The sequence below is a fragment of the Halomonas sp. ABH4_019 genome, assembly GCF_056159885.1.
The window spans coordinates 569,004-589,564 of sequence record NZ_JBSWWC010000002.1; the positions used below are offsets into that span (position 1 = coordinate 569,004).

Consider the following 20,561-nt stretch of genomic DNA (forward strand, 5'->3'; position numbering starts at 1 on the left):
AGCATCCTCCGAGGCACCATGAGCGACTTCTCTCCCGGCCAGCGCTGGATCAGCGATGGCGAGGCCGAACTCGGCCTGGGCACCATCCTCAACTGCGACCCCCGCAGCGTCACCGTCCTCTTCGGCGCCAGCCAGGAAACCCGTACCTACAGCAGCCGGCAGGCCCCCCTGACCCGGGTGGTCTTCGGCAGCGGCGACCGCATCCAGTGCGCCGAGGGCTGGCAGATGACCGTCGACGACAGCAAGGAGGCCGGCGGCCTGATCGTCTACATCGGCGAGGACGACCAGGGCGAGGTCCGCGAGCTGCCCGAGGCCCGGCTGGCCGACACCATGCAGTTCGACCAGGCCCGCGACCGCCTGCTGACCGGCCAGGTCGACCGCAACGACTGGTTCGACCTGCGCTTCCGCACCCTGCACCATCACCATCGCACCGAGCAGAACCCGGCGCTGGGCCTGGCCGGGCCGCGCATCGACCTGATTCCCCACCAGCTCTACATCGCCGATGAGGTGGCGCGTCGCCAGGCCCCGCGGGTGCTGCTGGCCGACGAGGTGGGCCTGGGCAAGACCATCGAGGCCGGCCTGATCCTGCACCGCCTGCTGCTCAGCGGCCGCGCCGAGCGGGCGCTGATCCTGGTGCCGGCGAGCCTCACCCACCAGTGGCTGGTGGAGCTGCTGCGTCGCTTCTCGCTGGAGGTGACCCTGCTCGACGAGCAGCAGAGCCAGGCCCAGGGCGACGGCAACCCCTTCGAGGCCGGCCAGCTGGTACTGGCCAGCCAGGACTGGCTGTTCGCCAACCCCCATCGCCAGGCCCAGGCCGAGGCCGGCGACTGGGACCTGCTGATCGTCGACGAGGCCCACCACCTGGAGTGGCGCGAGAACGGCGACGAGGTCGGCCCCGGCTATGCCTGCGTCGAGCGCCTGGCCGGCGCCGCCACCGGCCTGCTGCTGCTCACCGCCACCCCAGAGCAGATGGGCCAGGAGAGCCACTTCGCCCGGCTGCGCCTGCTCGACCCGGACCGCTACCACAGCCTGGCGGCCTTCCAGGAGGAGGAGCGCCACTACGTCGAGGTGGCCACCGCCATCGAGGCCCTGGCACGCCTGCCCGGCGACGCCGCCGCGCACGACGCGGTGGCCGCCGTCGCCGACGATCCCGACAGCGCCGCGCTGCTCGATACCCTGAATGACACCGAGAGCGACGAAGCCCAGCGCGCCTCGGCCCGGGACCAGCTGCGCGACCAGCTGCTCGACCGCCACGGCACCGGCCGGGTGATGTTCCGCAACAGCCGCCGCCACGTCGGCGGCTTCCCCGAGCGGCGCCTGCACGTCGAGCGCCTCGAGCCGCCCTCCGCCTACCGCCGGGTGCTGCGCCGCCTGGCCCGGGACGAGGACTACCTCGACGAGCTGCTGATCGAGACCGGCCTCGACCACCCCGAGGTGCTGATCTACCTGGACACCATGTACCAGGCACTGGCCGACGACCCGCTCAACGCCGAGCCCTGGTGGCAGTTCGACCCCCGCGTGACCTGGCTGCTGGAGCGCCTCACCGAGCTCGGCGACGACAAGATCCTGGTCATCGCCCACGACCGCGAGACCGCCCAGGGCCTGGCCGACGGCCTGCGGGTGCTGGGCGGCGTGCACGCCCCGGTGTTCCACGAGGACCTCACCCTGGTCGAGCGCGACCGCGCCGCGGCGGCCTTCGCCGATGCCGAGGACGGCTGCCAGGTGCTGGTGTGCTCGGAGATCGGCTCCGAGGGCCGCAACTTCCAGTTCTGCCGTCACCTGGTGATGTTCGACCTGCCGCTGCATCCGGACCAGCTCGAGCAGCGCATCGGGCGGCTCGACCGCATCGGCCAGCGCCATGTCATCGAGCTGCACGTGCCGGTGTTCGCCGGCAGCCCCGGCGAGCAGCTGCTGCGCTGGTACCAGGAGGGCATGGACGCCTTCAGCGCGCCCCACGGCCTGGGCGGCGAACTCTACGAGGCCTTCGGCGACGCCCTGGCCGATGCCCTGCTCGACGCGGAGAGCCTGGACGAGGTGATCGGGGAGACCCGCGAGCTGTTCGATCGTCGCCTGGCCGAGCGCGATGCCGGCCGCAACCGCCTGCTCGAGCTCAACGCCTGCCGGCCGGAGCGTGCCGAGGCCACCATCGCGGCGATCCGCGAGCTCGACGAGGACCGAGCCCTGCGTCGCTACATCGATCAGGCGCTGGACATCTTCGGCGTCGACGCCCGGGATCTGGGCGGCGGCATCCAGCACCTGGTGCCCGGCCCGCAGATGCTCGACGGCCTGCCGGGGCTGGTGAAGGGCGAGGACGGCTTCTCGGCAACCTTCTCCCGGGAGCGCGCCCTGGCCCGGGACGACGTCCAGCATCTCTCCTGGGAGCACCCACTGACCCGCGAGATGATGGGCCGCATCCTCGACGGCACCATGGGCAACACCGCCCTGGCGCTGCTCAAGCATCCGTCGATCCCCGGCGGCCGGCTGATGGCCGAGCTGGTGTTCCGCACCCACTGCCCGGCGCCCAGGCGGCTGCACTTGAACCGCTTCCTGCCGCCCACCGCGGTGCGCGTGCTGCTCGACGAGTCCGGCGCCAACCTGACCGCCAAGGTGTCCTTCACCGGGCTCTCCAAGAACCTGCAGAAGGTCAAGAAGGCGGTGGCCCGCGACCTGATCAAGAGCCGCCACGACCAGCTCCGCGAGCTGCTCGACAGCGCCGAGGCCGAGGCCGAGCGGGAGCTGCCGAGCATCGTCGAGGCGGCCCAGGCACGCATGCGCGAGGCCCTGGACGCCGAGCTGACCCGCCTGGAGGCCCTGGCGCGTCGCAATCCGGCGGTGCGCGAGGACGAGCTGACGGCGCTGCGTGAGGAGCGCGCCGCCCTGGACGCCGCCATCGAGGGCACCCGGCTGCGGCTGGACGCGGTGCGCGTGATCGTCACCATCGACGAGGACTCCCGCTAGGCCAGGCGACTCGCCTCGTACGAGAGCCCCCGCCGGCCACTGGCCGGCGGGGGCTCGTCGTTTCAGGACATGGAGATGCGAAAGGGATGCGCTGATTTATGTCGCGAGCGATGAGAGGTGGGGGCGCCTAGCCTGGGTGCCGCCGGAGCGCAGAGCCGAGCGTAGCGACAAAACATCCGAAGGATGGCCCCGAAGGGGTGAGGAGCCGAAGGCTCCGAATCAACCGGAGTGTAGCCTGCTACATGAGAATTCCGATCGGACCGGCGCCCCGGCACCGCCGGCGCCTAGGATCACTAGGTTCGTTCCCGACGAACCTACGCACTTCCTGCATCCCTGCAGGTCGTCGAGCGCAGCAATAAATCGGCGTTTCACTAGCCGAGGATATCGGTCAGGGCATCCTCCAGGGTCGGGAAGCGGAACTCGAAGCCGGCCTCCTCCAGCCGCGCCGGGCGCATGTCGGCGCCGGTCAACAGCAGCCGCGACATCTCGCCGAAGCCGAGTTCCAGCGCCTTGGCCGGCACCGGCAGCAGCGCCGGGCGATGCAGGTGGCGCGCCAGCAGGCGGGTGAAGACGGCGTTGCTGACCGGGTGCGGGGCGCTGCCGTTGAAGGCCCCCTCCAGGTCGTCGCGCTCGATCAGGAACAGGATCACGCTCACCAGGTCCTGGCGATGTACCCAGGGCATGTACTGGCGCCCGTCGCCGAAGCGCCCGCCCAGCCCCAGGCGAAAGGGCGGCAGCATGCGCTGCAACACGCCGCCGCCGGCATCCAGCACCAGCCCCAGGCGCAGGATCGAAAGCCGGGTGCCATGGGCGGTGACGCCCTGCGCGGCCTCCTCCCACTGCCGGCACAGGCGATGGGCGAACTCGTCGTGGGGCGGCGTCTCCTCGGTCACCGGCGCCTCGCCCTGATCGCCGTAGTAGCCCATGGCCGAGGCCGAGACCATCGCCCTCGGGGCGCGCCCCTGAGTGGCCTTCAACTGCTCGCAGAGCCGCACCAGCTCGCGGGTGGCGTCGAGCCGGGAATCGAGCAGCCGCCGCTTCTGCGCCTCGCTCCAGCGCTTGCCGGCGATCGGTTCCCCGGCCAGGTTGACCAGCACCTCCGGCGGCGCATCGACGAAGTCCAGCGCCGAGCGGCGCACGTCGACGCCCTCGGGCAACCGTATCCGAGCCTGCGCCGGGTCCCGGGACACCACCTGGATCCGATGCCCCGCCTCGGCGAGCCGGCGGCACAGCGCCTGGCCGACGAAACCGCTGCCGCCGGTGATCAGCACGCGCATAGCATTCTCCCTGTCACGCGATGCATGGGTGTTATACAGCTGTTGTACACCTCTGCTAGTCTAGCGGTAAAGTCGCGCCGCTGCAGGGCCAGCCCCGGGCGGCGCCCCACGAGGAGACTCCCCGCGATGACCGATGCCCTGATCCTGATGGCCCACGGCTCCAGCGACCCCAACTGGCGGGCGCCCTTCGAATGCCTGGCCGAACAGCTGACCGCACGCCTCTCCACCCCGTTGCGCCTGGCCTACATGGAAATCTGCGCGCCCTCATTGGAAGACACCGTGGCGGAATTGGCCGCCGAGGGCGTCACCCGTGCCGAGATCCTGCCGCTGTTCTTCGCCGCCGGCCGCCACCTGCGCCGCGACGTGCCCGCCCAGGTCGACGCCCTGGGCGAGGCCCACCCCGAGCTTCGGCTGACCCTGCTGCCCCCGGTGGGGGAACATCCCGCCTTCATCGAGGCCCTGGCGGCCGTCGTCGCCGAGCGGGCGGGCGAGCCCGATTGACCGCCGAGTTGTACGCCGGCCGGATTTTGTACAAAATTATTCCCTAACGCCCCTTACGTCACCGATTCCACCGAGGCAGAGGCCCGCATGAGCGATCAGGCGAACCATCCGGCCGATGCGCCACTCTATCCGATTCGCGAGGTCTCGCGCCTGACCGGCGTCAATGCCGTGACCCTGCGCGCCTGGGAGCGGCGCTACGGGCTGATCCAGCCCAAGCGCACGCCCAAGGGCCATCGTCTCTATGCCAAGGATGACATCGCCCGGGTCGAGCGCATCCTGCAATGGCTCAATCGCGGCGTCCCGGTCAGCCAGGTGCGCGAGCTCCTCGAGCAGCCCGAGGCCGTCGAGGCCCCGCCTCCCGCCGCCGGCGACTGGGAGAGCCAGCGTCATCAGTTGATCAAGGCCGTCGAGGCCCTCGACCTCGAGCGGCTGGAGGCGCTGTTCAACCAGGGCCTGGCGCTCTACCCGGTGGCTACCTGCCTCGACGAACTCTGGCAGCCGGTGCTGCGCGAGCTCGAGGAGCGCTGGGACGACCGCCTGGGCGCCGACCTGCAGCGCCGCGCCCTCGAGGCCTTCCTGCGCACCCGCATCGGCACCCGCCTCTACCACACCAACGCCCTGGCCGGCGGCCCCGTCCTGCTGATCGTGCCGTTGCCCGACGACGGCCCGCTGTGGGGGCTGCTCGCCGCCCTGGCCGCCGCCGATCGCGGCTATCGCGTGCAGTGGCTGGACGCGCCCCTGCCAACCCAGGAGCTGCCGCTGGCCGTGGAGCGTTTCCACGCCAGGGCCCTGCTGCTGGCCAGCGGCCGCGCCGAGCGCGCCGACCTGGTGCGCCGCCAGCTGCCGCGCCTGGCCGAGCAGCTCGAGGTGCCGTTGAGCCTGTGCGGCCCGGTGGCCCGCATCCGCCAGGCCGACCTCGACGGCTCCGGGGTGGAAGTCCTCGGCGACGACCTCTCCCACGCCATGACGCGCCTGCAGTCACTGACCCAATCCGCCTGAACGGAGACGACGATGTCCCCGACCCTGGTCTGGTTCCGGAGCGACCTGCGCATCCATGACAACACCGCCCTGGCCGCGGCGGCCCGGCGCGGGCCGGTGATCGGCGTCTTCCTGCGCTGCGTGCCCCAGTGGCGCGAGCACGGCCACGGCGCCAACAAGCTGGACTTCTGCCGCCGCGGCGTCGCGGCGCTGTCCGAGGCCCTCGCCGGACTCAACATCCCCTTGCTGCATCGCGATATCGAGCGCTTCGACCAGGCCCCGGCGACGCTGCTGGCCCTGGCCCGGGAGCTCGGCGCCGAGGCCCTGCACTTCAACCGCGAGTATCCCCTCGACGAGGCACGCCGCGACGCCGCGGTGATCGAGGCCTTCGAGCACGCCGGCCTGGCCGCCCAGGGCCATCGCGACGCCGTGGCCTTCGCCCCGGGCGAGCTGCTCACCGGCAAGGGGGACATGTACGGCGTGTTCACGCCCTTCGCCAAGGCCTGGCACAAGGCAATCACCGCCGACCGCCTGACGCTGCACGACGCCCCGGCGCCCCAGGCCAGGCTGCCCATCGGCGCCGATCCGCTTCCCGAGCCCCCCGAGCTCGAGGACACACCCGTCGATGGCCGCCTGTGGCCCGCCGGCGAGGGGCCGGCGGCCGACCGCCTGGAGCGCTTCCTGCGCTTTCGCGGCCGCCACTACGACGACCAGCGCGACTTCCCGGCGATCCGCGGCACCAGCGAGCTCTCGCCCTACCTGGCGCTGGGCATGCTCTCCCATCGCCAGTGCCTGCAGGCGGTGCTGGCCGAGAACGACGGCGCCCTGGCCGACGGCGACGCCGGCCTCACGGCCTGGGTCGGCGAGCTGATCTGGCGGGAGTTCTACCAGCACATCGCCGCCGGCTTCCCGCGGGTGTGCCGCCACCGTGCCTTCCAGCGCCACACCGAGGCGCTGCCCTGGCGCGACGACGAGGCCGGCTTCCGGGCCTGGTGCGAGGGCCGCACCGGCTATCCCATCGTCGATGCCGCCATGCGCCAGCTCGTCGCCACCGGCTGGATGCACAACCGCCTGCGCATGGTCACCGCCATGTTCCTGTCCAAGCACCTGCTGATCGACTGGCGGCGCGGCGAGGCCTTCTTCCTGCGCCACCTGGTCGACGGCGAATTCGCCGCCAACAACGGCGGCTGGCAGTGGGCCGCCTCCACCGGCACCGATGCCGCGCCCTACTTCCGCATCTTCAATCCCACCACCCAGTCCCAGCGCTTCGACCCGGAGGGCCGGTTCCTCGCCGAGTGGCTGCCGGAGCTCGCCGAGCTGCCGCCCAAGGCTCGCCATGCCCCGGGCGGCGACCTGCTGAGCGGCGTCGACTATCCGGCGCCGATCGTCGAGCACAAGGCCGCCCGCGCCCGGGCCCTGGACGCCTTCAAGCATCTCCCGCCCGCTTCCTGAAGCGGGCACGCCCGGACGCGTCCCCTGCCCTTCACTCACCTCTTCACCGCCCAGGAGGACGTCATGTCAGCGGACCCGGACCTGGAGGCCTTCTGCGCCTTCTACAACAAGCTGGACAAATCCTGTACAAAAAATCTGTACAAGATATATACTCAAGATATCGTCTTCGCCGACCCGCTGCACCGCATCGACGGCCTGCCGGCCCTGGAAGACGACTTCGCCGGCTTGTACGAGAACGTGACGACATGCCGATTCGTCTTTCACGAGCAGCAACGCCTCGGCAACGTCGCCTTCGTGACCTGGACGATGCACCTGGCTCACCGCCGCCTGGCGGGGGGCAAGGCGTTCACGGTGGACGGCGCCTCGAGGCTGGTCTTCGCCGACGACGGCAGCGGACGCGTGCGCGAGCACCGGGACTACTTCGATGCCGGCGCCCTGCTCTACGAGCGGCTGCCGCTGCTGGGTACGGCGATCCGCTGGCTCAAGCGGCGCGCATCAGGGGGAGGCGAGGCGGCGGCCGGGAAAGACCGCCGTCGGGAGGGGAATGCAGGGCCTTGAAACCAAAGCCCCGCCCCCTGCGTATGCCATAGAACAGGACTCAGGGAGGCGTGATGACAGACCGCAGCAAGACCCGCCACATCTGGCTGACCGGTGCCACCTCGGGCATCGGCCGCGCCCTGGCGCTGCGATTGCTCGATCAGGGGCACCGGGTCGCGCTGAGCGCCCGTCGCCACGACGCCCTGATGGCACTGGCCGGCGACCGCGACAACGCCCTGCTGCTGCCGCTGGACGTCGGCGATCGCGACGCCGTGCGGAGCGCCGGCGATCGTCTGGCCGCTCGCTTCGGCCACCTCGACCTGGCGATCCTCAACGCCGGCACCTGCGAATACCTCGAGGCCGGCCACTTCGACATCGCCCTGGTCGAGCGCGTCTTCGCCACCAACCTGTTCGGCGCCCTTCATGGCGTGGAGGTGGCACTGCCGCTGCTGCGCCGGGCACGGGCCCAGGGCACCAGACCTCTGCTGGCCGCCACCTCCAGCGCCGCGGCCTACCTGCCGCTGCCCCGGGCCGAGGCCTATGGCGCCTCCAAGGCGGCGCTCAGCCACTTCCTGGAGTCCCTGCGCCTCGACCTGGCCGGCGAGGGGATCGACGTCAGCCTCATCCACCCGGGCTTCGTCAAGACGCCGCTCACCGACCGCAACGACTTCCCGATGCCGATGCGCGTCGGCGTCGACCAGGCCGCCGAGACGATCCTCGAGGGCCTGGAGGCCCATCGCCTGGACATCCACTTCCCGCGCCGCTTCACCCTGGCGCTGAAGTTGCTGGGCATCCTGCCCCCAGGGCTGCGCTTCCGCCTCGGGCGACGCCTGGCCCGCGGCGCCGACACGGAGGCCTCGTCATGACGTCGCTCGCCTCCCCCGCCTCGCCCCCGCCTCGCCAGCGCATCGCGGTGGTCGGCAGCGGCATCGCCGGCATGGCCGCCGGCTGGTATCTGTCGCCCCATCACGAGGTCACGCTGTTCGAGGCCGACCAGCGGCTCGGCGGCCACACCGCCACCGTGGACGTCGAGCTCGAGGGCCGCCACTACGCCATCGACACCGGTTTCATCGTCTTCAACGACTGGACCTACCCCCACTTCCGGCGCCTGCTCGCGACCCTCGGGGTGGAGAGCCAGCCCACCGAGATGAGCTTCTCGGTCCACGAAACGGCACGCGACTTCGAATACAACGGCCATAGCCTGCCGCGGCTGTTCGCCCAGTGGTCGAACCTGCTGCGGCCGAGCTTCCATGGCCTGCTGCGCGACATCCTGCGCTTCAATCGCGAGGCCACCCGGGCGCTGGTCGACGAGCGCCTGCCGGCGGATCTGACGCTGGGCGACTACCTGGACGCCGGCGGCTATGGCGAGGTCTTCCAGCGGCGCTACCTGCTGCCCATGGGCGCGGCGATCTGGTCGGCCAGCATCGGCGAGCTGCGCGACTTCCCGGCGCGCTTCTTCGTGCGCTTCTTCCATCACCATGGCCTGCTGTCGATCGAGAATCGCCCCCAGTGGTACACCCTGGTCGGCGGCTCGCGGGCCTACATCCCGGCGCTGACCGCCCCCTATGCCGAACGCATCCGGCGGGCCACCCCGGTGCACGGCATACGCCGCGAGGCCGATGGCGTGCGCCTGCGCAGCGCCGCCGGCGAGGAACACTTCGACCAGGTGGTACTGGCCTGCCATGCCGACCAGGCCCTGGCGCTGCTCGACGATGCCGACGACGCCGAGCGCGAGATCCTCGGCGCCCTGCCGTACCGCGACAACGAGGTGGTGCTGCACACCGACACCCGCCTGCTGCCGCGCCGCCGGCGCGCCTGGGCGAGCTGGAACTATCGGCTCGACGGGCGCGGCGACGCCGCCCGGGTCTCCGTCACCTACGACATGAACATCCTGCAGCGGCTCGAGGCCCCGCATACCTTCTGCGTGACCCTCAACGATAGCGACAGCATCGACCCGGCCAAGGTGCTCGGGCGCTTTACCTACGCCCATCCGCAGTTCACCCTCGCCGGCCTGGACGCCCAGGCCCGCCACGCCGAGATCTCCGGGCCGGACCGGCGCACCCACTTCTGCGGCGCCTACTGGCGCAACGGCTTCCACGAGGACGGCGTATGGAGCGCCCTGCGGGTGGCCCGGGCACTGGGCTGCACGGCCCCCGCCGACGAGGCCAGCCACGACGCCCGGGAGGTGTCGGCATGATCGACGCCCCGCGCTCGCGCATCTACCGAGGCTGGCTGCGCCATCGACGCTTCCTGCCCCGCGGCCACGCCTTCCGCTACCGGCTGTGGATGGCCTGGCTCGACCTCGACGAGCTGCCCGAGCTGTTCGACGGCGTGCCGGGATTCAGCGCCCGGCGGCCGGCGCTGGCGCGCTTCCGTCGCCACGACTACCTGGCGCCCCACGACCGGCCGCTCAAGGACGCCGTGCGCGCCGAGCTGACGCGCCTGCTGGGCGACGCCCCGGACGGCCGCATCTGCGTGCTGACCCAGCTGCGCACCCTGGGCATGGGCTTCAACCCGGTCACCCTGTACTACGCCCATGACGCCCGCGGCGAGCTGCGCGCCCTGCTCGGCGAGGTCAGCAACACGCCCTGGGGCGAGCGCACCACCTACGCCTGCCGGGTCGAGCCGCGGCGCCACGGCCACCGCGCCGAATTCGACAAGGCCATGCACGTCTCGCCCTTCAATCCCATGGACATGCGCTATCGCTGGCGCTTCGACACGCCCGGCGAGCGGTTGACCCTGAACATGGAGACCTGGCGGGGCGACGAACGCCACTTCGACGCCACCCTGAGCCTGGAGGCCCGCCCGGCGACCCGCCGCGTGCTGCTCGCCACCCTGGCCCGCCAGCCGGCCATGGCGCTGAAGACGCTCGCCGGGATCCACTTCGAGGCCCTGCGCCTATGGCTCAAGCGCGTCCCCGTCCACGACCACCCCCGTCATCAGGAGAGCTCGCCGTGAATACGCTGCGCACCGTCAACGCCCGATCCCTGCCGGCCGAGGGCGACCGCCTGTCGCGCTGGTTCAAGGCGCGCCTGCTCCCCCAGCTGGATCGGCTGGAAGGCGGCGAGATCACCCTGATCGAGGGCCACCAGCGTCACCGCCTGGGCCGCGGCGGCCCGCTGTCGGCGACCCTGGTGGTGCGCCACCCCCGCGCCTGGCGGCGACTGGCGCTGGGCGGCACCGTGGGCGCCGGCGAGGCCTACATGGACGGCGACTGGGACGCCGACGACCCGGTAGCGCTGGTGCGGCTGTTCGCCGCCAACCTGGAGCGCGTCAACGGCGAGGTCGAGGGCGGCCTGGCGCGCGCCGGCCGCGCCCTGCTCGGCGCCCTCTACGGCCTGCAGCGCAACACCCTCGGCGGCTCGCGACGCAACATCGCCGCCCATTACGACATCGGCAACGAGCTGTTCGCGACCTTCCTCGACCGCCACCACTGGATGTACTCCAGCGCCGTCTTTCCCCGGGCGAACGCCAGCCTCGAGGAGGCCTCGACCCACAAGCTCGACCTGATGCTCGAGCGCCTCGACGTGCGCCCCCACCACCACCTGCTGGAGATCGGCACCGGCTGGGGAGGGCTGGCCATCCATGCCGCCCGCACCCGCGGCTGCCGGGTCACCACCACCACCATCTCCGACGAGCAGTACGCCCACACCGCCCGGCGGCTGGCGGAGGAAGGGTTGGAGGACCGCGTCACCCTGCTCAAGCGCGACTACCGGGAACTCGAGGGCCGCTTCGATCGGCTGATCTCGGTGGAGATGATCGAGGCGGTGGGCCACCAGTACCTGGACACCTACCTGGCCACCCTGGACCGGCTGCTGACCGACGACGGCCTGGCCATGCTGCAGGCCATCACCATCCGCGACCAGCGCTACGAGGCCGCCAAGCGCGAGATGGACTTCATCAAGCGCTACATCTTCCCCGGCGGCTTCCTGCCTTCCCACCGTGCGCTGCTCGACGGCCTGGGCCGGCGCACCTCGCTGAACCTGGTGGGCCTGGACGAGATCGGGCTGCACTACGCCCGTACCCTGCGCGAGTGGCGCCACCGCTTCGAGGCCAACCTGGAGACCGTGCGCCGGCTCGGCTACGACGAGCGCTTCATCCGCATGTGGCGCTACTACCTGTGCTACTGCGAGGGCGGCTTCCTGGAGCGCACCATCGGCACCAGCCAGTGGCTGCTGGCCAAGCCCGGCGCGCGCCCGGCGCCGCTCACGGGGGCGGTGTGAGGCACGGGCTCTGGCGGGCACTGGCCAACCTGGCCGGCTTTCAACTGGGCTGGCTGGCCTGCGTGCTGGGAGGCAACCTCACCGGCACCCTGGTGGCGGGCGGGGTCATCCTGGCCCACCTGCGCTGGCAGGCCGGCGCCGGCGAGTGGCGCTGGCTGGCGGGGTTCGCCCTGCTGGGGGGCGTCATCGACGGCGGCCTGGCCCTGGCCGGCGGCTTCCGCTTTCCGGCGGGCTCGCTCACCCTCGGGCCGCTGCCGCCCTGGCTGTGGCTGCTGTGGCCGCTGTTCGCCACCCTGCTGCACCATTCGCTGGCCTGGCTGTGGCGACATCCGTGGCTGGCGGTGGCCGGCGGCACCACCAGTGGACCGCTCTCCTACTATGCCGGGGCGCGGCTCTCCGGGGTGACCCTGGCGCCCTGGCTGCTCGCCGCCGAGGCCCTGTGCTGGGCGGGCCTATGCCTGTGGCTGTGCCACCGGCTCGGCCACCGCGGCGGCGTCGCGCACCCGGGCTGAGGACCGCTCGCGCCAGCGCCGCTCCAGGTCCTCGACGCGCAACGGCCGGTCATAGAGGAAGCCCTGCACCAGCTCACACCCCACCGCGCGCAGGAAGTCTCGCTGGGCGGCGGTCTCTACCCCTTCGGCCACCACCTCCAGGGCGAGCCCCCGGGCCATGGCCAGTACCGCGTCGACGATGGCGGTATCGGCCCGGTCGTCGGGCAGGGCGCGCACGAAGGCGCGGTCGAGCTTGAGCTTGTCCAGCGGCAGATGCTTGAGGTAGCCCAGCGAGGAATAGCCGGTGCCGAAGTCGTCGATGGCCACCGGGTGCCCCCGGGCACGCAGCGCTTCGAGGCGCGGCGCCACGTCGCCGGCACGCTCGTCGAGCAGCACCGATTCCGTGAGCTCCAGGCCCAGCAGCCGGGCGGGCACGTCGTGACGCGCCAGGCCGGTGGCGAGCGCCGCCTCCAGGTCGCCCTGGAACAGCTGCATGGCCGAGATGTTGATCCACACCGGCACCTCGGGCATCCCCTGCTGACGCCAGTGGGCGAGCTGCGCCAGGGCCTGGTCGATCACCCAGTTGCCGAGCGCCGCCATCAGCCCGTGACGCTCGGCCAGGGGAATGAACTCCCCCGGCGAGATCATGCCGTCGCGGGGATGGCGCCAGCGCAGCAGCGCCTCGAGGCCGGCCAGGGCGTCGTCGGCCAGGCGGTACTGGGGCTGGTAATGCAGCTCCAGTTGGCCGCCGGTGGCCAGGGCATGGCGCAATTCATTGACCAGCGCCAGGCGCGGGCTGTCCTGCACATCCAGCGCCGGCCGGAACCGCAGGCAATGGTTGCGACCGTGGCGCTTGGCGGCGAAGAGCGCCGATTCCAGGCGCTGGAAGAGCACGCCGGAGTCGCGCCCGTCCTCCGGGGCGCGGCAGCTGCCCACGGTCACCCCCAGGCGCAGGGAGTGCCCCTCGAGCTCGAAGGGCTCGCCCAGGTGGGCCTGCAGGGCGGCCACCCACTGCTCGTGATCGTCGAAGGTGGTGGTGCGGATGACCATGAACTCGTCGCCGCCGAGCCGGCCTACCACCCCGCCGGCCACATAGCGCGCCAGGCGCTCGCCGACCCGCGCCAGCAGGCGGTCGCCGAGCTCCACCCCGAGGCCGTCGTTGACCTCCTTGAAGCCGTCGATGTCGAGCATCGCCATGTCCAGGCTCTCGCCGGCCTGCAGGTGACGCAGCCGGGAGCTCAGCAGGTCATGGAGGCGACGCCGGTTGGGCAGCCCGGTCAGCGGGTCCTCGAAGCCGATGCGGCGCAGGTCGCGCTCGCGGGCCTTGCGCAGCGAGATGTCGGAGAACAGGCACACGTAGTGGCGGACCCGACCCTTGTCGTCGGTGACCGCCCGCACCTTGAGCCACTCGGGATACTCGTCGCCCTGCTTGCGGCGATTCCAGATCTCCCCCTCCCAGCGCCCGGTGCTGTGCAGGGTCTGCCAGTAACGCTCGAAGAAGGCCGTGTCGTGGCGCGGCGCCGCCAGGGAGGCGACGCTGAGCCCGTTCACCTCCTCCTGCTCGTAGCCGGTGATCTGGGTGAAGGCCGGGTTGACCACCAGGATGCGATTGGCGGCGTCGGTGACGATCACCCCTTCCTCGGTCAGCATCAGCGCCTCCTGCCCCAGGCGCGCCCGCAGGTGTTCCTGGCGCACCTGGCGCCAGGCGTCCCACAGGCCGAGCGCCGCGATCAACACGGCGGCCGCGCGCAGTCCGACATCGGGCAGCCAGACGCTGGCCGACAGGGCGGCCAGGGCGGCCCATATCAGGGGGCGATTGAGCGAAAAGACGGGCCACATGGCATCGGCCTCGGCTCGTGATCATGAATGGTACCCTCCCGGCGAGGGAGGACGACGTCGAACCTATATCGGCCGTCTCGCACATAACTGTACCCCGACGTGCACGGGAAAGCGTCGGACGCCGCACCCGGCGTGCATTCGCGGGACGCGAACAGTAGACTAGGCGGGGCCGCCTGGGCGGCCGCATGCCGTTCGCTCACGGCACACCACTATCTCGACACTCGGAACGATTCAGTGACCAAGCAACATTCCTTTGATCGCGAAGCACTGCTGGCATGCAGCCGTGGCGAGCTGTTCGGCCCCGGCAACGCCCAACTGCCGGCGCCCAACATGCTGATGCTCGACCGCATCACGCACATCCACGAGGAGGGTGGCGAACACGGCAAGGGCGAACTGATCGCCGAGCTGGATATCCGCCCGGACCTGTGGTTCTTCGATTGCCACTTCCCCGGCGACCCGGTGATGCCCGGCTGCCTGGGCCTCGACGCCATGTGGCAGCTGGTCGGCTTCTACCTCGGCTGGCTGGGGCACCCCGGTCGCGGCCGCGCCCTGGGCTGCGGCGAGGTCAAGTTCAGCGGTCAGATCCTGCCCGATGCCGAGAAGGTGACCTATCGCATCAACCTCAAGCGCATCATCACCCGGCGCCTGATCCTGGGCATGGCCGACGGCACGGTGTCCGTCGACGGCCGCGACATCTATCAGGCCAACGACCTGCGGGTCGGCCTGTTCACCTCCACCGCGAATTTCTGATCAGGAGGCTCCCATGCGACGAGTGGTAGTCACCGGCCTGGGCATCGTGTCCTGCCTGGGCAACGACGCACAACAGGTTCTCGATGCCCTGCGGACCGGGCGCTCAGGCATTCGCTTCAAGGACGACTACGCCGAGCGCGGCTTCCGCAGCCAGGTCGCCGGCGTCGTCGATATCGACCTGGAGGCGCTGGTCGACCGCAAGCTGCGTCGCTTCATGGGCGACGCCGCCGCCTATGCCTATGTCAGCATGGCCCAGGCCATCGAGGACGCGGGGCTGGCCCCGGAGCAGGTATCCAACGAGCGCACCGGCCTGATCGCCGGCTCCGGCGGCGCCTCCAGCGCCAACCAGGTGGAGGCCGCCGACGTGATGCGCGAGAAGGGGCTGCGCCGCGTGGGCCCCTATCGGGTCACCCGCACCATGGGCAGCACCGTCTCCGCCTGCCTGGCCACGCCGTTCAAGATCAAGGGCGTCAACTATTCCATCTCCTCGGCCTGCGCCACCTCGGCCCACTGCATCGGCAGCGCCATGGAGCAGATCCAGCTCGGCAAGCAGGACGTGGTCTTCGCCGGCGGCGGCGAGGAGGAGCACTGGACGCTGTCCTGCCTGTTCGACGCCATGGGCGCACTCTCGACCCAGTACAACGAGAGCCCCGAGCAGGCCTCGCGCCCCTATGACCAGGCCCGCGACGGCTTCGTCATCGCCGGCGGCGGCGGCATGCTGGTGCTCGAGGAGCTGGAGCACGCCCGCGCCCGCGGCGCCAAGATCTACGCCGAGCTGGTCGGCTACGGCGCCACCTCCGACGGCCACGACATGGTCGCACCGTCCGGCGAGGGCGCGGTGCGCTGCATGCGCCAGGCCATGGCCACGGTCGACGGCGACATCGACTACATCAACACCCACGGCACCTCCACGCCGGTGGGCGACGTCGCCGAGCTCAAGGCGGTCCGCGAGGTGTTCGGCGATTCCACCCCGGCGATGAGCTCCACCAAGTCGCTGACCGGCCACTCGCTGGGTGCCACCGGGGTGCAGGAGGCCATCTACTCGCTGCTGATGATGGAGCACGACTTCATCGCCGCCTCCGCCAACGTGGAGCACCTCGACGAGCAGGCCGACGGCTTCGATATCGTCACCGAGAAGCGTGACGCCAAGGTCGAGCGGGTGCTGTCCAACAGCTTCGGCTTCGGCGGCACCAACGCCTGCCTGGTGCTGCAGAAGTACCGCGACTGACGCGCGATGTACCGCCGCGGCCCTGCACGCAGTACCGCGGGCGGTGCACATAAGCGGTACACATCAAAAGAGGCGCCCCGCGGGGCGCCTCTTTTATTGGCTCCTTGATTGCCGGAGCGCAGCGTTGCGGCGCGATATCGCCCGGAGGCGATGCCTCGGACCGCCAGGTTGCTGACGGAACAGCGGAGCCGCTCAGCTCGCCGCCGTCTCCTGGCGCTCCTTGGCCGTCTCGTCTCGCGGCCGCGGCACCTCGGAGATCTCGGCCAGCCGCGCCTCGATCCAGGCCTCGGTCTCGGCGAGCACCTCTTCGGGGCTGCGCCCGACGGTCTCGATCGGCTCGCCCACCACCAGCGTCAACCGCCCGGGCCGCTTGATCCAGTGGCGCCCCGGCCAGCGCTCCCCGGCGTTGTGCGCCACCGGCACCACCGGCTTGCCGGCGCGACAGGCGATCACCGCGCCGCTCTTGTTGTAGCGCCGGCGCTTGCCGGGCTCGACGCGAGTGCCCTCGGGGAAGATCAGCACCGAGAGCCCTTCCTCGAGCCGGATCTTGCCCTGAGTCAGCACCTGCTTCATGGCCCGGGCGGGCTTGGAGCGGTCCAGGGCGATGGGATGCAGCAGCCGCAGCCCCCAGCCGAAGATCGGAATATTGAGCAGCTCCTTCTTGAGCACCGTGCACACCGGCGGCTTGAGCAACTGCAGGTAGACGGTCTCCCACTCGCACTGGTGGTTGGCGAGCAACACACAGGGGCCATCGGGCAGTCGCTCGCGCCCGCGGATCTCGTAACGCACACCACAGGCCAGGCGGAACCAGGCGATGATGAAGTGGTTATAAAGGTTGAGCAGGCGATAGCGGGACTTCAGCGGCAGGAAGGGGGACGGCGGCAGGAACAGCAGGCCGCACACCAGCATGGCGGCGAAGTAGCCCAGGTAGAAGACGATGCTGCGGATCAGGTTCATGTCTCGCGGGCCTCCTCGACTACCCCGGCGCCGTCGTCCCGGGCCAGGCACCACATGTCCAGCATGCGGCCGACCTCGAGCCGCCAGGGCTTCTGGTGGACCCCGAAGACGTCGAGGACCCGGCGGCAATTGAGCACGCGGCGCAGCGGCTGGTCGTGGTGATGGCTGAGCGCCTTCACGCCGCCCAGCTCGAGCGTCTCGCCGCGCCCCTCCAGGCGGGTGGCCAGCTGGGTGCGCACCATCGACACGAAGGTGTAGGCGCTGACCGGCTCGGTGCCGGCCAGGTGATAGCTGCCCCAGGCCCCGGCGCCGCAGCCCTGCTGCTGGAGGATACCGATCAGCGCCATGGCCACCGAGTCGGCGGAGGTCGGGCAGAAGATCACGTCGGACTCGGCACGCAGGTCGCCGCCGCTGACCAGGGTGTCGAGCAGCTCGCCCAGCCAGGCATGGCTGCCCTCCAGGGCGAACAGCGGACCCAGGCGCACGATCAGGTGACGCGGCAACCGGGCGCGGATCCGGTCGCCGGTGGCCACCAGGCGGCGCAGCCCCTCGTCGCGCGGAGCGGGAATGACATGCTCGTCGATGGGGCTCTCGAAGCCCTCCTCGTAGAGCTGGTCGGACACGCACCAGGCCAGCGGCACGTCGCGCGCGCGGCAGGCCCCCATGCAGGCCTCGACCGCCTCCGCATGGGCGGTGACGGCGGCCGGGTCGGCGCTGAGCGGGCGCGACAGCGGCGGGATGACCAGGGCATCGGGACGGATCTCGTCGAGCCGGGCGGCCGACAGGTCCAGCCCGGGCTCGATGACCAGCTCAATGTCGCTGCGGCGATTGGCCTCCCTCGCCAGCGCGAGGCTCAGGCAATGACCGGCGTCCAGGATCAGCAGCTTCACAGCAGTTCCTCGTGACGAGTCGGCGAAAGAGAATCAGAACGGGATCTCGTCGTCGAAGTCGTCGAAGCTGCCGGGATCCGGGGCCCCGAAGTTGCCCCCCTGCTGCTGGCCGCCGCCCTGGTTGGGGGCCGGCTGGGGAGCCGGACGCGGCTGGCCGCCGCCCTGCTGCTGGCCGCCCTGGGGTTGACCATAGTTGCCGCCCTGCTGCGGGCCGCCGAAATTGCCGCCACCCTGCTGCGGGCCGCCGAAATTGCCGCCACCCTGCTGCGGGCCGCCCTGGGCTTGACCAAAGTTGCCGCCCTGTTGCTGGCCACCGAAGCCGCCCCCCATGTCGCCGCCGCTGCGCGAGTCGAGCATCTGCATGTCGTTGGCGACGATCTCGGTGGAGTACTTGTCCTGGCCGTTCTGATCCTGCCACTTGCGGGTCTGCAGGCGCCCCTCGACGTAGACCCGCGAGCCCTTGCGCAGGTACTGCTGGGAGATCTCGGCCAGCTTGTTGAACATCACCACCCGGTGCCACTCGGTGCGTTCCTGGCGCTGGCCGCTCTGGCGGTCGGTCCAGGTGTCGGTGGTCGCGAGGTTGAGGTTGGCCACCGCGGTGCCGGAGGGAGTGAAGCGCACCTCGGGGTCCTGGCCGAGGTTGCCGATGAGGATGACCTTGTTGACGCCACGGGCCATGGTTGACTCCTTGATCTTGGCAGAAGGCTGCTGGCCGTCGGGTGCACGCTCAGGCGGTGTGGCCTGGGCGCCCGAGAGGCCCGAATGAATTGTGAAGGAAGCACGGCATCACGGCCTGCGCATGCCAGTCGCGTCGTGACGCGATGCTCGCCGCTGGATTCGGCACTTCCTGAACGCTCGCGCCGGGCCGCCCCGGCGCCGAGAAAAACCGATCCCGCCACTATACGCGAGATCCCCGCGGGACGTCGCCGTCGCGATCTCTCCATCGAGTGCCGGCGACCCGCCCAACGGCCGGCGCGATCCGCTCAACGCGACCCGGTCAGCCGCGACAGCGCCTCGGCATCGAGCCGCGCGCGATCGACCTTGAGATACGCCAGCCGCTCTTCCGGCACCACCAGCACGTCCTCGACCCCGGCCACCGCGGCGAAGCGGGCCATCAGGGTGTCCAGGGCATCGTCCTGCTGATCCTCGGCCAGCGCCACCACCTCGCTGGACAGGTGGCGCGGCGGCTGCATGCCGACCATCAGCGCCAGCCAGGCCAGCCCCAGCACGGCCGCACCGAGAAACACCGCGGTCAGGCCAAACTGCTGGGACAGCAACCCGCCCAGCACGCCGCCGAGGAAGGCGCCCAGGAACTGGCTGGTGGAATACAGGCCCATGGCGGTGCCCTTGGCCCCGGCCGGGGCGAGCTTGCTGATCATCGAGGGCAGCGTCGCCTCGAGCAGGTTGAAGGCGGTGAAGAACACCAACAGCCAGCCAGTGAGGGCCATCAGCCCCTCGCCGGCGATGCCAAGCCCGAGCAGGCTCGCCACGATGGCGGCGATCGCCCCCAGGCACATCAGCTTCATCTTGCGGCGCTTCTCGGCGACGATCACCAGCGGCACCATGGCCACGAAGGACAGCCCCATCACGGCGAGGTAGACCAGGCCATGCTGCGCCTCGGCGATGCCGGCGTCGACCAGCCGGAAGGGCACGGCGACGAAGATCGCCATCAGGATCAGGTGCAGGCCGAAGATCGAGGCGTCCAGCCGCCACAGGTCGAGGCGCCCGAGGAGGCCGCGCAGCTGGCCGCGATCCAGGCCGACGTCGCGATGGCCACGCCGCCGTGGCGCCGGCGGCACCAGCTTCCACAGCACCAGAAGCCCCAGCGCCGCGAGACCGGCGGTGAACCAGAACACCCCGGACAGCCCGAAGTGCGCCGAGACCAGCGGCCCCAGCACCATGGCCACGGCGAAGGCCACGCCGATCGACAGCCCGATGGTGGCCATGGCCGCGGTGCGCACCTGCTCGCGGGTCTGGTCCGCCAGCAGCGCCATGATGGCGGCGGCCACGGCGCCGCTGCCCTGCAGGCAGCGCCCGAGGAGCACGCCGGCGATGCCGTCGGCCTGGGCGGCCACCACGCTGCCGACCAGAAACAGCACCAGCCCGCCGGCGATCACCGGCTTGCGACCGATCCGGTCGGACAACAGGCCGAAGGGAATCTGCAGCACCGCCTGGGTGAGCCCATAGACACCGAGGGCGAAGCCGACCAGCAGCGGCGTGGCGCCGATCAGTTCGTCGGCCTTGAGCGCCAGCACGGGCAGGACCATGAACAGGCCGAGCATGCGGGTGGCATAGAGCCCCGCCAAGCCGACGATGGCCCGCCGCTCGGTGGCTAACAGCAATCTGGCCTTGGACATAGCGATTCCGGTGTTCCTGGAGGCGGGCACGGGCCCGAAGGTGGACCGCATATTCTAGCGTTTCGCGACGGCACAGGAAACGCCGCACCCGGGACGACTTTGCCGCGGTCGCGGCCGGCCCCG

The 20,561-nt window shown here is 70.9% G+C and carries 18 protein-coding genes; 12 read left to right on the forward strand and 6 right to left on the reverse strand.

Features of this window, described 5'->3' with window-relative positions; all coding sequences use genetic code 11:
• Nucleotides 1-18: 18 nt before the first annotated feature.
• On the forward strand, nt 19-2,958 hold the full coding sequence (rapA, locus tag ACXAFN_RS09795) for an RNA polymerase-associated protein RapA (protein WP_474988327.1): 2,940 nt from the start codon (nt 19-21) through the stop codon (nt 2,956-2,958).
• Between the two features lie 371 nt (nt 2,959-3,329).
• Here rapA and ACXAFN_RS09800 read toward each other — a convergent pair whose 3' ends face one another.
• Complete coding sequence (locus ACXAFN_RS09800; protein ID WP_474988328.1) at nt 3,330-4,235, reverse strand: TIGR01777 family oxidoreductase; 906 nt, start codon at nt 4,233-4,235, stop codon at nt 3,330-3,332.
• A 126-nt stretch (nt 4,236-4,361) separates the two neighbouring features.
• On the opposite strand from ACXAFN_RS09800, the gene ACXAFN_RS09805 reads away from it, so the two are divergent.
• The 9 genes from ACXAFN_RS09805 to ACXAFN_RS09845 all read left to right on the forward strand — a co-directional run bounded on the left by ACXAFN_RS09805 (nt 4,362) and on the right by ACXAFN_RS09845 (nt 12,438).
• A complete protein-coding gene (locus ACXAFN_RS09805) occupies nt 4,362-4,736 on the forward strand; it encodes a sirohydrochlorin chelatase (RefSeq protein WP_474988329.1) in 375 nt (124 codons plus the stop codon).
• An 87-nt stretch (nt 4,737-4,823) separates the two neighbouring features.
• Nucleotides 4,824-5,735 carry a MerR family transcriptional regulator gene (locus tag ACXAFN_RS09810; RefSeq protein WP_474988331.1) on the forward strand — a complete coding sequence of 304 codons (912 nt, stop codon included), beginning with the start codon at nt 4,824-4,826 and terminating at the stop codon, nt 5,733-5,735.
• Between the two features lie 12 nt (nt 5,736-5,747).
• Complete coding sequence (gene phrB / locus ACXAFN_RS09815) at nt 5,748-7,166, forward strand: deoxyribodipyrimidine photo-lyase (protein WP_474988332.1); 1,419 nt, start codon at nt 5,748-5,750, stop codon at nt 7,164-7,166.
• Between the two features lie 63 nt (nt 7,167-7,229).
• Nucleotides 7,230-7,724: a nuclear transport factor 2 family protein gene (locus ACXAFN_RS09820; protein WP_474988333.1), complete on the forward strand. Its 495-nt coding sequence runs from the start codon at nt 7,230-7,232 to the stop codon at nt 7,722-7,724.
• Nucleotides 7,725-7,777: 53 nt separating this feature from the next.
• The gene (locus tag ACXAFN_RS09825) at nt 7,778-8,569 is read left to right on the forward strand and encodes an SDR family NAD(P)-dependent oxidoreductase (RefSeq protein ID WP_474988334.1); all 792 of its coding nucleotides are present in this window, start codon (nt 7,778-7,780) and stop codon (nt 8,567-8,569) included.
• Entirely contained in the window at nt 8,566-9,900 is a 1,335-nt protein-coding gene (locus ACXAFN_RS09830) for an NAD(P)/FAD-dependent oxidoreductase (protein WP_474988335.1), read from the forward strand. Before ACXAFN_RS09825 ends, ACXAFN_RS09830 begins: the two co-directional genes overlap by 4 nt.
• Nucleotides 9,897-10,661, forward strand: coding sequence for a DUF1365 domain-containing protein (locus tag ACXAFN_RS09835; protein WP_474988337.1), 765 nt, complete (start codon nt 9,897-9,899; stop codon nt 10,659-10,661). Before ACXAFN_RS09830 ends, ACXAFN_RS09835 begins: the two co-directional genes overlap by 4 nt.
• On the forward strand, nt 10,658-11,926 hold the full coding sequence (locus tag ACXAFN_RS09840; RefSeq protein ID WP_474988339.1) for a class I SAM-dependent methyltransferase: 1,269 nt from the start codon (nt 10,658-10,660) through the stop codon (nt 11,924-11,926). The genes ACXAFN_RS09835 and ACXAFN_RS09840 overlap by 4 nt, the downstream gene beginning before the upstream one ends.
• Nucleotides 11,923-12,438, forward strand: coding sequence for a DUF2878 domain-containing protein (locus tag ACXAFN_RS09845; protein ID WP_474988341.1), 516 nt, complete (start codon nt 11,923-11,925; stop codon nt 12,436-12,438). Before ACXAFN_RS09840 ends, ACXAFN_RS09845 begins: the two co-directional genes overlap by 4 nt.
• On the opposite strand, the gene ACXAFN_RS09850 is transcribed toward ACXAFN_RS09845, so the two are convergent.
• The gene (locus ACXAFN_RS09850; RefSeq protein WP_474988342.1) at nt 12,379-14,256 is read right to left on the reverse strand and encodes a putative bifunctional diguanylate cyclase/phosphodiesterase; all 1,878 of its coding nucleotides are present in this window, start codon (nt 14,254-14,256) and stop codon (nt 12,379-12,381) included. The two genes, ACXAFN_RS09845 and ACXAFN_RS09850, sit on opposite strands and share 60 nt — an antisense overlap.
• 234 nt (nt 14,257-14,490) lie before the next feature.
• Here ACXAFN_RS09850 and fabA point away from each other — a divergent pair, with 234 nt between their 5' ends.
• Both fabA and fabB read left to right on the forward strand, forming a co-directional pair.
• The gene (fabA, locus tag ACXAFN_RS09855; protein ID WP_474988343.1) at nt 14,491-15,006 is read left to right on the forward strand and encodes a 3-hydroxyacyl-[acyl-carrier-protein] dehydratase FabA; all 516 of its coding nucleotides are present in this window, start codon (nt 14,491-14,493) and stop codon (nt 15,004-15,006) included.
• A 13-nt stretch (nt 15,007-15,019) separates the two neighbouring features.
• A complete protein-coding gene (gene fabB, locus ACXAFN_RS09860; RefSeq protein ID WP_474988345.1) occupies nt 15,020-16,234 on the forward strand; it encodes a beta-ketoacyl-ACP synthase I in 1,215 nt (404 codons plus the stop codon).
• A 192-nt stretch (nt 16,235-16,426) separates the two neighbouring features.
• Here the strand turns inward: fabB and ACXAFN_RS09865 are convergent, their stop codons facing one another.
• From ACXAFN_RS09865 to ACXAFN_RS09880, 4 genes are all read right to left on the reverse strand, one after another.
• Entirely contained in the window at nt 16,427-17,191 is a 765-nt protein-coding gene (locus ACXAFN_RS09865; RefSeq protein WP_474988347.1) for a lysophospholipid acyltransferase family protein, read from the reverse strand.
• Nucleotides 17,188-18,081: a sugar nucleotide-binding protein gene (locus tag ACXAFN_RS09870; protein ID WP_474988349.1), complete on the reverse strand. Its 894-nt coding sequence runs from the start codon at nt 18,079-18,081 to the stop codon at nt 17,188-17,190. Before ACXAFN_RS09870 ends, ACXAFN_RS09865 begins: the two co-directional genes overlap by 4 nt.
• 33 nt (nt 18,082-18,114) lie before the next feature.
• Complete coding sequence (gene ssb, locus ACXAFN_RS09875) at nt 18,115-18,759, reverse strand: single-stranded DNA-binding protein (RefSeq protein ID WP_474988350.1); 645 nt, start codon at nt 18,757-18,759, stop codon at nt 18,115-18,117.
• Between the two features lie 305 nt (nt 18,760-19,064).
• Nucleotides 19,065-20,438, reverse strand: a complete 1,374-nt coding sequence (locus tag ACXAFN_RS09880; RefSeq protein WP_474988351.1) for an MFS transporter — start codon at nt 20,436-20,438, stop codon at nt 19,065-19,067.
• Between the last annotated feature and the right edge of the window lie 123 nt (nt 20,439-20,561).

Excerpts from the sequence above, each read along its gene's own strand:
- phrB (WP_474988332.1), top strand. The coding sequence starts at position 5,748 with ATGTCCCCGACCCTGGTCTGGTTCCGGAGCGACCTGCGCATCCATGAC.
- ACXAFN_RS09830 (WP_474988335.1), top strand. The coding sequence starts at position 8,566 with ATGACGTCGCTCGCCTCCCCCGCCTCGCCCCCGCCTCGCCAGCGCATC.
- ACXAFN_RS09850 (WP_474988342.1), bottom strand. The coding sequence starts at position 14,256 with ATGTGGCCCGTCTTTTCGCTCAATCGCCCCCTGATATGGGCCGCCCTG.
- rapA (WP_474988327.1), top strand. The coding sequence starts at position 19 with ATGAGCGACTTCTCTCCCGGCCAGCGCTGGATCAGCGATGGCGAGGCC.
- ACXAFN_RS09810 (WP_474988331.1), top strand. The coding sequence starts at position 4,824 with ATGAGCGATCAGGCGAACCATCCGGCCGATGCGCCACTCTATCCGATT.
- ACXAFN_RS09820 (WP_474988333.1), top strand. The coding sequence starts at position 7,230 with ATGTCAGCGGACCCGGACCTGGAGGCCTTCTGCGCCTTCTACAACAAG.
- ACXAFN_RS09800 (WP_474988328.1), bottom strand. The coding sequence starts at position 4,235 with ATGCGCGTGCTGATCACCGGCGGCAGCGGTTTCGTCGGCCAGGCGCTG.
- fabB (WP_474988345.1), top strand. The coding sequence starts at position 15,020 with ATGCGACGAGTGGTAGTCACCGGCCTGGGCATCGTGTCCTGCCTGGGC.
- ACXAFN_RS09825 (WP_474988334.1), top strand. The coding sequence starts at position 7,778 with ATGACAGACCGCAGCAAGACCCGCCACATCTGGCTGACCGGTGCCACC.
- ACXAFN_RS09880 (WP_474988351.1), bottom strand. The coding sequence starts at position 20,438 with ATGTCCAAGGCCAGATTGCTGTTAGCCACCGAGCGGCGGGCCATCGTC.
- ssb (WP_474988350.1), bottom strand. The coding sequence starts at position 18,759 with ATGGCCCGTGGCGTCAACAAGGTCATCCTCATCGGCAACCTCGGCCAG.
- ACXAFN_RS09865 (WP_474988347.1), bottom strand. The coding sequence starts at position 17,191 with ATGAACCTGATCCGCAGCATCGTCTTCTACCTGGGCTACTTCGCCGCC.
- ACXAFN_RS09805 (WP_474988329.1), top strand. The coding sequence starts at position 4,362 with ATGACCGATGCCCTGATCCTGATGGCCCACGGCTCCAGCGACCCCAAC.
- ACXAFN_RS09835 (WP_474988337.1), top strand. The coding sequence starts at position 9,897 with ATGATCGACGCCCCGCGCTCGCGCATCTACCGAGGCTGGCTGCGCCAT.